The 14,433-nt window shown below is 62.9% G+C and carries 15 protein-coding genes and 1 pseudogene; 8 read left to right on the forward strand and 8 right to left on the reverse strand.

From position 1 onward, the window contains the following. The first annotated feature begins 13 nt into the window (after positions 1-13). A complete protein-coding gene (locus ACQ66M_RS04015; RefSeq protein WP_430402053.1) occupies positions 14-622 on the forward strand; it encodes a ribonuclease HII in 609 nt (202 codons plus the stop codon). Here the strand turns inward: ACQ66M_RS04015 and ACQ66M_RS04020 are convergent. Both ACQ66M_RS04020 and ACQ66M_RS04025 read right to left on the reverse strand, forming a co-directional pair. Next, complete coding sequence (locus tag ACQ66M_RS04020; RefSeq protein WP_430402055.1) at positions 612-1,397, reverse strand: transglutaminase-like domain-containing protein; 786 nt, start codon at positions 1,395-1,397, stop codon at positions 612-614. The two genes, ACQ66M_RS04015 and ACQ66M_RS04020, sit on opposite strands and share 11 nt — an antisense overlap. A gap of 184 nt (positions 1,398-1,581) precedes the next feature. Then, positions 1,582-2,301: pseudogene (locus ACQ66M_RS04025) on the reverse strand (type II toxin-antitoxin system HipA family toxin); the annotation flags it as partial. Positions 2,302-2,598: 297 nt separating this feature from the next. On the opposite strand from ACQ66M_RS04025, the gene ACQ66M_RS04030 reads away from it, so the two are divergent. After that, on the forward strand, positions 2,599-3,021 hold the full coding sequence (locus tag ACQ66M_RS04030; protein ID WP_350174206.1) for a GIY-YIG nuclease family protein: 423 nt from the start codon (positions 2,599-2,601) through the stop codon (positions 3,019-3,021). Positions 3,022-3,151: 130 nt separating this feature from the next. Beyond that, on the forward strand, positions 3,152-4,039 hold the full coding sequence (ttcA, locus tag ACQ66M_RS04035) for a tRNA 2-thiocytidine(32) synthetase TtcA (protein ID WP_350174208.1): 888 nt from the start codon (positions 3,152-3,154) through the stop codon (positions 4,037-4,039). 4 nt (positions 4,040-4,043) lie between these two features. Here ttcA and ACQ66M_RS04040 read toward each other — a convergent pair whose 3' ends face one another. Together ACQ66M_RS04040 and ACQ66M_RS04045 are read right to left on the reverse strand one after the other, a co-directional pair. Then, the gene (locus ACQ66M_RS04040) at positions 4,044-4,742 is read right to left on the reverse strand and encodes a PepSY domain-containing protein (protein WP_350174210.1); all 699 of its coding nucleotides are present in this window, start codon (positions 4,740-4,742) and stop codon (positions 4,044-4,046) included. An 85-nt stretch (positions 4,743-4,827) separates the two neighbouring features. Beyond that, positions 4,828-6,129 carry an acyl-CoA dehydrogenase family protein gene (locus ACQ66M_RS04045; protein WP_350174212.1) on the reverse strand — a complete coding sequence of 434 codons (1,302 nt, stop codon included), beginning with the start codon at positions 6,127-6,129 and terminating at the stop codon, positions 4,828-4,830. 149 nt (positions 6,130-6,278) lie between these two features. On the opposite strand from ACQ66M_RS04045, the gene ACQ66M_RS04050 reads away from it, so the two are divergent. Together ACQ66M_RS04050 and ACQ66M_RS04055 are read left to right on the forward strand one after the other, a co-directional pair. Then, a complete protein-coding gene (locus ACQ66M_RS04050) occupies positions 6,279-7,028 on the forward strand; it encodes a TSUP family transporter (RefSeq protein ID WP_430402057.1) in 750 nt (249 codons plus the stop codon). Between the two features lie 167 nt (positions 7,029-7,195). Next, positions 7,196-8,089, forward strand: coding sequence for a LysR family transcriptional regulator (locus tag ACQ66M_RS04055; protein WP_350174216.1), 894 nt, complete (start codon positions 7,196-7,198; stop codon positions 8,087-8,089). A 6-nt stretch (positions 8,090-8,095) separates the two neighbouring features. Here the strand turns inward: ACQ66M_RS04055 and ACQ66M_RS04060 are convergent, their stop codons facing one another. The 3 genes from ACQ66M_RS04060 to ACQ66M_RS04070 form a co-directional block, all read right to left on the reverse strand. After that, positions 8,096-8,764 (reverse strand): crotonase/enoyl-CoA hydratase family protein, encoded by a 669-nt coding sequence (locus ACQ66M_RS04060; protein ID WP_430402059.1) that lies wholly within the window; start codon positions 8,762-8,764, stop codon positions 8,096-8,098. 96 nt (positions 8,765-8,860) lie between these two features. Beyond that, entirely contained in the window at positions 8,861-10,585 is a 1,725-nt protein-coding gene (locus tag ACQ66M_RS04065; RefSeq protein ID WP_430402061.1) for a cation:proton antiporter, read from the reverse strand. Between the two features lie 49 nt (positions 10,586-10,634). After that, positions 10,635-11,075 (reverse strand): nucleoside deaminase, encoded by a 441-nt coding sequence (locus ACQ66M_RS04070; RefSeq protein ID WP_350174776.1) that lies wholly within the window; start codon positions 11,073-11,075, stop codon positions 10,635-10,637. A 30-nt stretch (positions 11,076-11,105) separates the two neighbouring features. Between ACQ66M_RS04070 and rsmD the strand changes: the two genes are divergently transcribed. After that, entirely contained in the window at positions 11,106-11,711 is a 606-nt protein-coding gene (gene rsmD, locus ACQ66M_RS04075; RefSeq protein ID WP_430405116.1) for a 16S rRNA (guanine(966)-N(2))-methyltransferase RsmD, read from the forward strand. Here rsmD and ACQ66M_RS04080 read toward each other — a convergent pair. After that, a complete protein-coding gene (locus ACQ66M_RS04080) occupies positions 11,708-12,712 on the reverse strand; it encodes a patatin-like phospholipase family protein (RefSeq protein ID WP_430402063.1) in 1,005 nt (334 codons plus the stop codon). The two genes, rsmD and ACQ66M_RS04080, sit on opposite strands and share 4 nt — an antisense overlap. A 191-nt stretch (positions 12,713-12,903) precedes the next feature. Here ACQ66M_RS04080 and ACQ66M_RS04085 point away from each other — a divergent pair, with 191 nt between their 5' ends. After that, the gene (locus tag ACQ66M_RS04085; protein ID WP_430402065.1) at positions 12,904-13,935 is read left to right on the forward strand and encodes a glycosyltransferase family 2 protein; all 1,032 of its coding nucleotides are present in this window, start codon (positions 12,904-12,906) and stop codon (positions 13,933-13,935) included. Continuing rightward, positions 13,932-14,390 (forward strand): NUDIX hydrolase, encoded by a 459-nt coding sequence (locus ACQ66M_RS04090; RefSeq protein WP_430402067.1) that lies wholly within the window; start codon positions 13,932-13,934, stop codon positions 14,388-14,390. The genes ACQ66M_RS04085 and ACQ66M_RS04090 overlap by 4 nt, the downstream gene beginning before the upstream one ends. Positions 14,391-14,433: the final 43 nt, after the last annotated feature.

Here is a 14,433-nt window from a genome sequence, read left to right on the forward strand (position 1 = left end):
TTGCACTGGCATGATGAGCCAGCCAATCCTGTTCACCTGCGGCGTCGACGAAGCCGGCCGCGGCCCGTGGGCGGGTCCGGTCACGGCTGCTGCTGTTGTGCTTGACCCGGCAAGACCGATTGCCGGGCTGACCGATTCCAAGGCCCTCAGCGAAGTACGGCGCGATGCCCTTGCCCCCCAGATCCGTGACCGGGCGCTGGCCTGGTGCGTCGCGCATGCGAGCGTGGCGGAAATCGACACCCTGAATATCCGCGAAGCTACCTTCCTGGCCATGTCCCGCGCGGTGGAGGGCGTCATCAGCCAATGCAGGCTGGGTGAGATCCTGATTGACGGCAATGCCCTGCCGAAAAGCCTGCCCTGCGCCGCGCGCGCCATCATCAAGGGTGACCTGACCGAACCGGCCATTTCTGCCGCCTCGATCCTCGCCAAGACCACGCGCGATGCCCTGATGCTGGACCTGGACGCGCTCCATACCGGCTATGGGTTTGCCCGCCACAAGGGCTATGGCACCGCCGCCCATGCCGAAGCCCTGACACGCCTCGGCCCCTGCACTGCCCACCGCACGAGCTTCCGGCCCGTGCGCCTGGCCATGCAGGCCGGACAGGACCGTGTCAGGCCGTAACAGCTTCCACGGACACGGACTGGCTAAGGCATTCACACGCTCCGGATGTGGTCAGGAAAGCAATATCGGCTGCGTCGCGGCCCGTGGCGACACGGACCAGATTCTCCACCGGCACCAGGCGCGTGGGATCGACCAGCCACCAGGCGCCGTCGAGATAGACTTCGAACACGGCATGAAAGTCCGGCGGATCAAGCTGCCAGGCATAGGCACTGACGGCGCGGGCCGGCACGTTGAGCGCGCGGCAGAGGCTGATCCCGAGATGCGTGAAATCGCGACATATGCCAATGCGGTCAACAAAGGTGTTCTCGGCCGTTGTCGCGGAATGGCTGGAGCCCGGCACGTAATCCACATTCGCATGGACCCATTCCAGAACGGCGAGAACCTGCTCTGCGCCAGGCGCGAGATGACCGAACTCGCGGTGCGCGAAGGACATGAACTTGTCGGACGGGCAATAGCGGCTGGGCAGCAGGAATTCCAGAACCGGCGGCGGCAGCTCCAGCCAGGACTGCAGCGACGCACCGGCGGGCAGAATGGCACGCGTGGCGTTCTCCACGACGGCTTCGTAGACAATGCGCGCCTCCCCGGCCAGGTCTGCGCGGAAACGGCGCTCGCCATGGTGGTCTGCCATATCCTGCAGCACCGGCGTATCTGGCGAGATGACAAGGCTTTCCGAGAGGATCGACTGGTCCGGCGTGCGGGCGACATGAATCGCGACGAGGGCCTGCGTGTGCTCCGGGAATGTGTAGACGAGTTCAGCTCTGACGCGGATTTTCAAATGTCTGTCCTGCCCCGTTACGTTCAGGTGCATTACGCGCAGCCTGTAAGCCGGTTCCTGACATACCCGACTGGGCACCACCAGCGATCATTGTAAGGAAGGGCAAGGAAAAGGCGCGCATGACGAGCGTCGAAATCGACCACAATACCCAACAAAAACAATTACTATCCAGGCCTGCAATCGGTCAGGATTTCGCGATGTTCAGGTCCTCATGCTCAAAGGCGCTGGCCATGCGGTCGATCTGACTATCTGTCTGACCTGTCTGACGGGCGACGTCACGCCGGTCCTTTGTGGCGGATCCCACTTCGGAAACGATGGCTCTGGCATCTGCCAGACTGAGACCAAACAGCTCCGCCTGAGACAGCGCCAGATTGATGGAACAGGTTCCCTCATCGAGGCTGATATTGGTGGTCAGGATGCGCGCTTTCAGGTCCGTTGGCGTCGGGTTGAGATCATAGGCAGGTGACAGACGCCAGCCCGCCTTCCCGGCCCAGAGGAAGCCGTGATTGCGCAAATGGTCGTCAACTTTGGAAATCAGGATACTGAATACCATGCGCCGGAAGAGCTCAGCGGCGTCGGCGCGCGCGTTGACGCCATGCCGGGAGATTTGATCGACAATCTCTGGATAGCTTGCGCGCTCACCGTCTTTTACTTGCAACATGGACATGGCCGACAGGAACGGGATGCGGATGTCGCTTTCCCGGTCAAAGCGCCATGACAGAAGCACCCGCTTGTTGCCCACGCGGTGGAGTTCGTGGCGTGGCACGCGGATGCCAGCGCGCTGCGCAAGAATGAGTGCGACATGCTCCCATGTCTCGATACTGTACTCGTCCGTATCCTCTGGAAACTTGGCGATGGCGAGCGCACCATGAGCATCGGCCACCGAGGCTTTCGGCCTTGCGCCGCACGGCGCTCGGCGGTGTGGTTGGCGCGGGTGTGACGCGTCCTTCATAACTCAATAAGCGATAGAATGGGTCACGAAGGTTACTTTTTCAAGAAGTTTGCCCGAAAGGTCCATCGCTTGCTCCAATATCAGGTTCAGCAGGCCACCTTTAGCTTACACATCTCCTGTTGGAACTTCCGGAGGGGCCGTGAGTTCCGGTTGACCCGCATCGCGCCGGTTTCCCCGAGCGGCAAATCGTTAATCCGCTATTAACCAGCCTTGTCTCACCCTGCCTCTTTGGGGACGGAGACGAATCACATGTGGATATTGTTTGGCTGGCATACCTGGTTCGGCGAATCCGGCCGCCCCTATCGCTTCAAGATCACGCTGACGCCGAAGGGCCTGCCTGAAGGCGGCGGCATCTATATCTTCGTCCAGCGCCGCTTCGTTTTCTTCCTGTTTCCGCTCTATATCGGCAAGGCGACCAGCTTCCGCTCGCGCCTCATCGGCCATGAACGGTGGTGGGAAGCCTGGTGGAAGCGCGGCGCAACCGAACGCCACGTACTGGTGATCAGGAAGCCGGCTGACCGCGCCCGCGTCGAGGAAGACCTGATCCGCAACTACCAACCGAAAATGAATGATGTGCTCATACCACGCGGAAAGAACGACGCGCCAAACAATCCGCGTCTTCGCCGCTGGTGGAACATCAAGCGCTGGTTCCGCATACCGTTTCTCGGCTGAACCCAGCGCGCGCGGCGCCTCCGATGCAAGGGATGTGGGATAAGGTGGCGCACTTCCCTCTCCCCTGGATGAGCTGGCTCGGTACTGGGTGATTGATTCCAACGCCCCTCCCGTGGCAAAGCTGCCTGCCATGGCTGACACGACCCTTCCCCTTGCCCCGCCTTTGTTCGCCGATGCCCCGTCATCGGTGAGTTTCAAGAAGCTGCGCAAGCGGCTGGTGCGCGGCGCGCTGAAAGCCGTGGACGATTTCCAGATGGTTGACCGGCGCGCAGTCGATGCGGGCACAAAGCCGCGCCCAAAATGGCTGGTCTGCCTGTCGGGCGGCAAGGATTCCTATGGCCTGCTGGCCGTTCTGATGGACCTGGCCTGGCAGGGCGCGCTGCCGGTTGACCTGATTGCGTGCAACCTCGACCAGGGCCAGCCCGGCTTTCCGAAACACGTGTTGCCCGAGTGGCTGGACACGACAGGGATCACATACCGGATCGAGACCGAAGACACCTATTCCATCGTGACCGAGAAGGTGGAGGCGGGCCGCACCTATTGTTCCATGTGCTCGCGCCTGCGACGGGGCATTCTCTACCGGATCGCGCGGGAGGAAGGCTGCGAGGCCATCGTGCTCGGCCACCACCGTGACGACGCGCTGGAGACCTTCATGATGAATTTCGTGCATGGCGGGCGGCTCGCCGCGATGCCGCCGAAACTGCTGAACGATGAAGGCGACTGTTTCGTGCTGCGCCCGCTGATCACGGCGGCGGAAGATGACCTTGCGAAGTTTGCCGAGGCGATGAACTTCCCGATCATCCCGTGCAACCTGTGCGGCAGCCAGGACGGGCTCCAGCGCGTCGCAATGAAACAGATGCTGGACGAATGGGAACGCAGGAAACCCGGCGTGCGGCAGGTGATGGCACATGCGCTCGCCACCGTGCGCCCCAGCCATCTGCATGACCCGCGCGTGTTCGACTTTGCCGGACTGGAAATCGGTGGCAAGGGCGAGGACGACCCGAACGTGCCGTTCTAGGGGTTTATCTCAGGATAGTGCCGCGGGAGAGGCGCCCGACGACCAGCCAGATACCTGCCAGCGTGAGCATGAGCGACAGGAATGCGGCAAGTTTCATCCACCAGGTGGTGAATGTCTCGCGACTGGTCCAGTCCATGATGTGCAGGCCCCAGAGCAGGTCGAACGCGCGCCACAGACCAGTGCGCACGGCGGCTATCTCGCCCGTCTGTGGATCGATCCAGAATGTGGCCGTATCCTCGCCGGCAAAACTTGCCTGCCACATGGCGCGGCCGTGCCCGCGCCCTGCCTCTCGCGGGGCCGGGTCCGTCAGGATCAGTGCGGTCAGTTCACCCCGCCCGGCCCATCCCGCAGTGGCGACCTTGCGGGCGAGGCTTTCATCCAGCGGCGACAGGCGCGCGCCCGTGGCCGCATCGAACAGCGCCTTGCCCCCGGCGGTATCGGTCTCGTAGGCCGCGCCGCCGACGAAAGGCTTCAGCCTGACGGCCGTCACACTGGGTTCGATGAGGCGTTCAAGCGGAGCGGCACCGCCTTCCGGCAGCGTGATGGCCGCATTCTGGTCTGCGCGCAAATGCTCGCCACGCACCTGTTCAATCGGAAAAAGCGTGAAAAAGAAGCCGGACACGATCCACAGCAGAACCTGCCCGCCAACGACCAGGCCAAGGATATTGTGAAGGCGCGGAATCAGGCGGTGGATCGGGCGCATGAATGAACTCCGTGAAGGGCAATGTGGAAAGGGCGCGCAACGTCTCCGTCGCGCGCCCTGACCGGGATTGCAATGCCTGTAAGCTCTATTTGCGCCAGACGGCCGCGAGCGCAGGATCTTCTTCCTCGCCGGTATATTTGGCGAGTTCGGCGCGGCCGACGACCATGTGGTGCACTTCGTCCGGGCCGTCCGCGAGGCGCAGCGTGCGCTGGCTCGTGTACATCTGGGCCAGAGGCGTCCATTGCGAAACGCCGGCGGCGCCGTGCATCTGGATCGCCTGATCGATAATCTGGCAGACGCGTTCCGGCACCATGGCCTTGACCATGGAAATCCAGACGCGGGCTTCGCGGTTGCCCAGCACGTCCATGGCTTTCGCCGCTTTCAGGACCATCATGCGCATGGCTTCAATCTCGATACGGGCACGCGAGATGATCTCGGTATTGCCGCCGAGCTTGACCAACGGCTTGCCAAAGGCGGTGCGGGTCATGCCGCGCACGCACATCAGGTCAAGCGCGCGTTCAGCCTGGCCAATGGAACGCATGCAGTGGTGGATGCGGCCTGGGCCGAGGCGGAGCTGCGAAATCTCGAAGCCACGGCCTTCGCCGAGCAGCATATTATCCTTCGGCACACGGACATTCTCGAAGCGCAGGTGCATGTGGCCATGCGGCGCGTCCGGGTCGCCGAAGACGTGCATCGGGCCAACGATCGTGACGCCCGGATGCGGCAGCGGCACCAGGATCTGGCTCTGCTGCTTGTTCGGCTCGGCATTAGGGCTGGTCTTGACCATGGTGATCATGATCTTGCAGCGCGGATCGCCAGCACCGGAGATGTAGAACTTCTCGCCATTGAGGACCCATTCGTCGCCTTCAAGCACGGCCGTCATCGAGACGTTCTTGGCGTCCGACGATGGCAGGCCCGGCTCGGTCATGGCGAAGGCTGAGCGAATCTTGCCTTCGAGCAGCGGCTTCAGCCACATTTCTTTCTGGGCGGGCGTGCCGACGCGCTCGAGCACTTCCATGTTGCCGGTGTCGGGCGCTGAACAGTTCATCGTTTCAGATGCCATCGGGTTCTTGCCGAGTTCAGCCGCGATATAGGCATAGTCGAGGTTTGACAGACCTTCGCCGGTATCGGCGTCCGGCAGGAAGAAGTTCCAGAGGCCCTGCTTCTTGGCTTCGTCCTTGGCTTTCTCAAGGCATTCCAGCTGGCCCGGTGCGTAGGACCAGATATCCTTCTTGCCCTCGCCGAGGCGGTGGAATTCCTCGCTCATCGGGTTGACGGTTTCCTTGATGAACTTGCGGACGTGATCGTAAAGCGGGCGCGCCGCTTCCGACATCCGAAGGTCGTTCATGTCCGCACTGGCGTCCATTGTGTGTTGCGTGTCTGGCATGGTGTTTCTCTTCCTCGTTTCTACTCTTTGGATTATCTTACCATCCGGGGGCGTGTGCCGTCGACCGGAATGGCGATTGATGTCCCGGGTTTCATGTTCGCGCGCGGAGCATCTGGCCCGGAACAGTGAATTCGGCTACGCCGCCGGTCATGACATTGACGGCGACGACCCTGATCATTCTTGCGACGGTTCTCGTCACGACCTTCATCTCGGGCATTTTCGGCATGGCCGGCGGCATTATCTTCATGGGCGTCCTGGCCGCGCTCGTGCCGGTGGCCACCGCGATGATCATTCATGGCGCCATCCAGATGGTGTCGAACGGATATCGCGCCTTTCTCTGGCGTGATCATATCCAGTGGAAAATCTTCCGGCGTTACGCGCTCGGTTCGGTGGCCGCCATCGCCCTTTTGTTTGCGCTGCGCTGGCGCCCGGACAGCCAGATGGTCTACCTGATGCTGGGCTTGACGACGCTGCTCGTCTGGCTGCCCAAACGCCTCGTTGATCTCGACATCCAGAAGCGGTTCCAGGCCGAGGGCGCGGGATTCGTCGTTCAGGCGCTGAACACGGTGGCAGGCGTCGCCGGGCCGCTGCTCGACCTTTTCTTCGTCCGCACGGACATGACGCGCCACGCGATCGTTGCCACCAAGGCGGTGACGCAGGTGCTGGCGCATTTCGTGAAAATCATATTCTGGAGCGTACCGGTGATTGTGGCCGCCGGACCGGGCGCCCTGCCCCCGGCCTGGCTGATCCTTGCGGCCATTCCCCTGTCCATGCTGGGCACGACGCTGGGCGGCAAGGTGATGCAGCAGATGACCGACGTGAACTTCAAGCGCGGGATGAAATACCTCGTCACCGCGATTGGCCTTGTCATGCTGCTGAAGGCCGCAGGATTCCTGTAGCGCGGCATGTTGCGCGCTATATTCCTGCCTGGACATTCTGCCAGCGGGCATTCGGTCTCCTGAATTGGGCCTCGTCACACCTGACTGATGACGCAAGGAGCACTATTCGGCAACTTTATTACATGAAACTTTGTCATCACTGATGGTGATGATATGATCGCGCCATCATGAACTTGCGCTCGATCGATCTGAATCTCCTGCCTGTGCTGGAAGCCATCTATACCGAGCGCAGCCTGACACGCGCGAGCGAAACGCTCCACATCACCCAGCCCGCCGTCAGCAATGCGCTGGCCCGCCTGCGCACCCATTTTGAAGATCCCCTGTTTGTGCGCGAGGGGCGCGGCGTGAAGCCGACGGCAATGGCCGACGCCCTGATGCCTGCCGTGCGCGATGCGCTCGACCGCCTGCGCGCCGGACTGGAACAGCGCTCCACGTTCGAACCTTCCCGGTCCACCCGTGTCTTCAACATCTCCGCCCGCGATGCGGGCGCATTCATTCTGGCTCCGGGCATGGCCAGCCGGCTTGAAACAGAGGCCCCAGGCATCCGGATCGCCTGGAGTCAGGTGCAGCGCGGTCATATCTCAACGGAACTCGCGTCCGGCCGGCTCGATCTTGCCGTCGACGTACCCGATCTGCGCGGCCCGGACCTTGAGAGCGTCGACCTGTTCGCCACTCCCTATGCCTGTGTCACCGGCAAAGACCATCCGCTGGCAGGACAGGCGCTGTCCATGGAAGACTTCGTCGCGCTGCGCCATGTCGTCGTGTCCAGCCGGCGCGAAGGGCGGTCCTATGTCGAGGAAGTCGCGCGGGCAGCCGGCCACAGGATCACGCCTGTCATGCGGCTGCCCCACCATCTGCCGGCACTGGAAATCGTGCGCCAGACGCATCTGGTCGCCACCGTGCCCCTGCCCCTGGCGGCGCAGGCCGGCCTGGCTGTCCTGCGGCTGCCACCTGCCTTCCCGCATCTTCGCACCGTGCTGTACTGGCGCCGGGAGAATGCCGAGGATCCGGCCCTCGCCTGGCTGCGTGACCTTGTGCAGCAGGTCGCCGGGACGACCTGACGCGGGCTAGCGGGCCACGGTCGGCGCAATCACATCCACGAATGGCTGGCGCAGGAGCGTCTTGTTGCCCGCCAGCGCCGCACCGGGCAGCGCCTTCAACCGCTCGGCCTCGGTCATGGCTTCGGCGAGCACCTGGTCAGGCGCCGTGACCCTGTCGAGATAGCCGACAGTCACCGCCTCTTCCGGCGAGAACAATGTGCCCATGATAACCGACTCGGTCATGTAGAGCGGGTTCAGCCGCGCCTTGCAGAGCTCAAGCGCAAAGACCGGCAGGACCATGCCGATCTGTGTCTCGTTCGCGCCGATCCTGTAGGCACCCGCAGCCCCGATCCGCTTGTCACAGCCGAGCAGGATGAAGCACCCCATGGCTATGCCATGCCCGGTGCACGCCGCAATCACAGGCATCGGCATGGTGAACAGTCTCAGCGCCAGCGCCCCGCCACCCATGACAAGCTTGCGAACCTCTTCCGGCGACGCATCCATCATCATTTTCAGGTCAAACCCGCCGGAGAAACGGTCCGGTCGACCGGTGATGACAATCGCCTTTGCTGACTTCTCGGCTTCATCCAGAGCCGCGTTCAGCGCGTCCAGCATGGCCGGATTGATCGCATTCGCCTTGCCATCATCCATGGTGATGACGGCAAGTTCGTTCTCGATGGTAAGTGTAGCGCTCATCGCGGTCTCCCTGTTTCACACAGGTTAGACGACCGCTGCCCCAGCGGGAAGCAAGCCTGACGCAAGGGCGCTTTTCAATAAAGTATCAGGCGAGCCTTACACCCGACGGTATTCCTCGTCGCGCTCAGCCGCCAGCCGGCTGCGGACGGTTTCGCTGTCATAGCCGAACTCGGCAAGCGCCTTGCCGGCCATCTGGAGACCGGATTCAATCGCATCCGGGATCACATCACTTGCGCCCGCCGCCCGCAGGCGCCTTGCATGCTCATGGTCGCGCGCCCGCGCCACAATCGGAATATCGGGATGCAGCCCGTGAAAGGATTTGACCATGGCCTCGGCGGCATTCACGTCATCCACCGTCACGACGAACAGGCGCGCGCCTTCTGCGCCGGCAATATGCAGGATTTCCGGACGGGCCGCGTCACCAAGGAAGACTTGCCAGCCATCCTTCCTGGCCTGTGCCAGACGCACGGCGCTGCGTTCCAGCGCAACGATCTCAGTATCCTCAACGTCAAGAATGCGTGCCACCGCCTGACCCACCCGGCCAAAGCCGGCAATGATGACGTGTCCCTTGACCCCGGAATAGTCTGCATCCGCGTGCCCGGCCGGTTCAACCGGCTCCAGCCGCGATGCGGCCAGGCCACCGAGACGCCCCAGCACCGGGATCAGCAGCATGGACAGCACGGCAATCGCCGCGATCTGGCTGGACGTTCCCGCGTCCAGCACACCGGCCGCACCGGCCGCAGCAATCACGACGAACGCAAACTCTCCTGCCGGCGCCAGCAGGCTTGCCGTCTCGACCGACACGGACCTGTCGCCCGCAAACAGGCGGCACGCCAGAAAAGCAATCCCGAACTTGACGGCAAGCAGGGCGGCGAGCCCGCCAAAGATCACACCTGGCTGCGTCACCAGCGACGGCAGGTCCAGCGCCATGCCGACCGTCATGAAGAACACGCCCAGAAGCAGCCCCTTGAAGGGTTCAAGGTCAACTTCTGTCTGATGCTTGAATTCCGTCTCGCCGAGCAACAGGCCAGCCAGGAACGCCCCAAGCGCAAGCGACAGTCCTGCCGATGCGGTAATGGCGGCCGCGCCGACAACCGTCAGCAATGTCAGCGCCATCAGGAAATCCCGTCCGCCCATCGTCGCGGCGAGGCGGAAGACCGGGCGCAGGGCAAATCGCCCGACAAGCATGATGGCGGCAATCGCGATCAGGCCATTGAAGGCGGCGCCGACAAGTACCGACGAAACGCTGGTGCCCTCACCCACACTGAGGAAACCGATAAAGATCAGGATGGGCGCAACAAGTATGTCCTGAAACAGCAGCACGCTTAGCGCCGTGCGCCCGACTGGCCGGGCCGCACGTTTCTGGTCGATCAGTATCTGCATGACGATTGCCGTCGATGACAGGGCCAGCGCCAGCCCGCAGATGATGGCCGCTTCGGCTGGCAGTCCCAGCCAGTAGACAGCCCCCGCAATGGCCGCCGCGCTCAGCCCGGACTGCAGCCCGCCTGCGCCAAACACGGCGCGCCGCAGCGACCATAGTTTTTCGAACGAGAATTCCAGGCCGAGCAGGAAGAGCAGGAAAAGGATGCCGAGTTCGGCAAATGGCGCCGCTGATTCCGGGTCCGATACGGATACATATTCCAGCCAGGGCCAGGTGTGTGCGAGAGTGCCCAGCGCGAACGGCCCCAGCAGGACACCGGCCACCATGAACCCCACCACTGCAGGCAGGCGAAGATAGCGAAACACAGGCACCACCACGCCAACCGCGAACAGGAAGACCAGCGCATCCTTGACCAGCATGTCATAGCCATGCCCGGCCATCAGTGCAGGACCCCGGTTCGAAAACGAAAAGTCTGACCCGCCATCGCGACTATCCCCTTCGCGCCCGGAAAAAATCCCTGAGCAGCGCGCTGGCCGTCTCGCCAGCCGATTCGTCCTGCTCCACTTCGGGACGCCAGTGGCAGGTCGGCTGCTCGAAATAGCGCGCGCCATGTATCACCGCGCCACCCTTCGGATCGCACGCGGCAAACACGAGCCGGCCAATGCGGGCCAGGCTGATCGCCCCGGCGCACATCGCGCACGGTTCCAGCGTCACATAGAGGTGCAGGTCCGTCAGGCGGTAATTTCCGCGCCGCGCCGCAGCGGCCCGCAGCGCCACAATCTCCGCATGCGCGGTCGGGTCATGCGCGGCAATCGGCTGGTTTGCGCCCTCGGCAAGGATCTCCCCGGTCGCCGGGTCCACGACGACCGCGCCCACCGGGACTTCCCCGGCCGCAGCGGCCAGCCGGGCCAGTTCCAGCGCACGGGCCATCGGAGAGACGGTAATTGTCATGGGCCTGAGATCACCCTACACGCCGGGAAAGTAAAGAGCAGGAACCCAAGGTCGATGCGGATCATTGCAGGCGAATTCAAGGGACGCCCCATCGCGGCGCCGAAAGGCCAGTCGACCCGGCCCACGGGTGGGCGCACCCGCGAGGCGGTGTTCAACCTCATCTCGCATGCCGCCTGGGCGCCCACACTTGACGGCGCACGCGTGATCGACCTGTTTGCCGGATCAGGCGCGCTTGGCCTGGAGGCCATGTCGCGCGGCGCGGCCTTCTGCGTATTCGTCGAAACCGATGCCGGGGCGCGCGGCACGATCCGCGACAATTGCGAAGCGCTTGGCTTGTTCGGCACGACGCGCATCCAGCGCCGTTCGGCCACTGACCTCGGCCCGGTTCCCGCAGGCGTCGGAGAGCCATTCAACATCGCCTTCCTCGACCCGCCCTATCACAAGGGGCTCGTTGAACCGGCCCTTTCCCAGCTCGCAAAAGGCGGCTGGCTGGCAGCTGACGCCATCGCCATCGTAGAAACCGCCGCCGACGAAATGCTGGCCTTCGATGGCTGGGAGCGGCTCGATGAGCGCATCTATGGCGCCGCCAAGGTCAGCTTCCTGAAACCGGCTTAAGGCTTCAGGAATTCCTTGCGCATATCCAGATTGGACGTCTTCGTGCCGACATGGTGGGCGTCATTTGCCAGCCAGTTTTCAGCAGCCGCACGTCCGGTATCGCGCAGGCCGGTCAGGAAAGTCCAGCTCGTGTCATATTTGGTGCTGAGGTCGAGATCGATCAGGTCCTGCCCGCCCCGAATGGCATGCACATTGAGACGTCGGTACTTCTTCGTGATTGTCTCCTTCAGCATCCCGCCATCAATCAGGTGCTGAACGAAAGCGATGGCGCGCAGCTCGCCCACCAGTGACGCATTGAAGCTGATCTCGTTCATCCGCTCCTGGATCTCGCCAGCCCGTTTCGGCACGCCGGGCCGCGCCAGCGGATTGAGGATGACCAGCAACACGTCCCGCGGCGCACCGGAATAGATCAGCGGAAACAGGCTCGGATTACCCATGAATCCACCATCCCAATAGGCCTGGCCGTCAATCTCCACCGCCTTGAAGGTCTGCGGCAGGCAGGCAGAGGCCAACACGGCATCGGCGGTGATCTCGTCGCGGCCAAACACACGCACCCGGCCGGACTCGACATTGGTCGCCGACAGGAACAGCAACACGCCGGACGCATGCACCGCCTCGAAATCGATCTGTGATTCCACGGCCTGGCGCAGCGGGTTCAGGTTGAACGGGTTGAGGTCGTAAGGGCTCGCGATGCTTTGCAGGGCGCTGGCATAGGCAAAGGCCATGGCGCTCAAGGCGCCGAGTGGCGTCGTGCTGGGGCTCGACCGTGAAACCTCATGCCACATGGCTTCCAGCTTCGCCTTGGCCCCTGCCGCGCCGTTTTCGGCCATGCCCGCTGCCCATGCGACTGCATTTATGGCCCCGGCAGACGTGGCTGATATTGCGGCAATGTCGAGATCGTCCTCCTCGGCCAGCCGGTCCAGGACGCCCCATGTATAGGCCCCGTGCGCGCCGCCACCCTGCAGGGCCAGGCTGATCGTGCGCCGCTTTTGCTTCGCCATGTCAATTTCCTTGCTGCCTGAAACCTCTATTGCCGAACGAGCCTTAATACGCCGTTCCGGTCGCCTTATGCGTGCTTTGCGCCGATCCTGCCTCAGGTACAGTCTGTTCCAGCCGCGATGACGCGCTTTTGATCAGGACCGACTAATGATAGGCGATTGGAATCTTCAATATCACCCGGACTCACCTGCCCATGCCGACCGGAACCTCCGCCGATCCTCCAGCCGTTTCGGTCCTGATGGCAAATTATAATAGCGAGCCATATCTCGCCGCGGCCATCCAGTCGGTTCTCGGGCAGGATTTGAAATCCCTGGAACTGATCCTCGTTGATGATGGCTCTGCGGATGGCAGTGTCGCACTGGCGCAGGGCATTGCAGAAAATGACCCGCGGCTGCGCGTGTTCAGCGGTACGCGATTTGGCGGCCCGGCGCCGGTGCGAAACTTTGCGCTGGACCAGGCCCGCGGCGACTGGGTCGCCATTGTCGACAGCGACGACCTGATTCACCCGCAGCGCCTGTCCCGCATGCTGGCTGCCGCGCAGAGTTCAAGGGCCGACATCCTGATTGACGATCTTGCGATCTTTGACGGCGACGGATCATCCGGCATCGACACCATGTTCGACGGGCCGCTCGCAGACGCGCCGACCACCATCAGTGAGCAGACCTATATTCACGCCAATTTCCTGTTCGGCAAAGGCACAAAGCTCGGCTATGCCAAGCCGCTGATCCGACATGCGGTGCTCAAGTCGCACGCCATTCGCTACAATGAAGCGATGCGCATTGGCGAGGATTATGACCTGATTGTCCGCCTGCTTGGCAAGGGCTGCATCATGGCGACACTGCCCGAAACGCTCTATTTCTATCGAAAGCATTCGGCGTCCATCTCCCATCGCCTCGACATGGCATCCCTTGAGGCGCTGGAGGCAATGGCGCAATCCGATGCAGACGCAGATGGCAAATCGGCCGAGGTCAGGGCCGCCAATCGGGACCGCCTCAAATCCATCCGGCGCGCAATCGGGTTCAACCAGCTGGTCACCGCCATCAAGCAGGCGGATGTCACCACGATCTTCTCGCTGGTGATGCGCGAACCATCAGCCTTTACACTGCTGCATCTGCCGCTGTCGGCCCGGCTGGGCGCGCTCTTCCCGAAACAGCGCGAGACGGCGCCGGAAATCGTTTCGATGATCGCCGAACTTGACCGGTCGACCCGGCGCGCGCGCCAGTGACGGTGCCGACCCTGGCCCTTCCACGCCGGCCTGTTCCCGCCGTCGGCACAGCGTGCTTCCGCGGAGATGACATATTGCTGATCCGGCGCGGCACAAAGCCGCTCGCCGGAGACTGGTCGCTCCCGGGAGGCCGCCTCGAATTTGGCGAACAGGTCGGCGCCGCAGCCTTGCGCGAGTTGCATGAAGAGACAGGCGTGAGCGCACGTCTGGTCGGTCTGGTCGATGTTGTGGACGCCATCTTCACATCGCGCCGGACCGGTGAGACGAACCGCCACTACGTCCTGTTCGATTATGCCGCCCTATGGGTGTCGGGCGAGCCGGTGGCAGGCGATGACGCGGCCCATGCTGAATGGATATCGCCGGACAGGCTGGATCGCCTTGGTCTCTGGGACGAAACGCGGCGCATCATCAATGCCGCGCGCATACTCGCAACGGCCGGTTCAAGAATCGCTTGACCCTCCCCGACGTCAGCTATGTGTTGTCCCCCAAATCAATTGG

The organism is Hyphomonas sp. (assembly GCF_965284475.1).
In the GTDB taxonomy this organism is placed as follows: domain Bacteria; phylum Pseudomonadota; class Alphaproteobacteria; order Caulobacterales; family Hyphomonadaceae; genus Hyphomonas.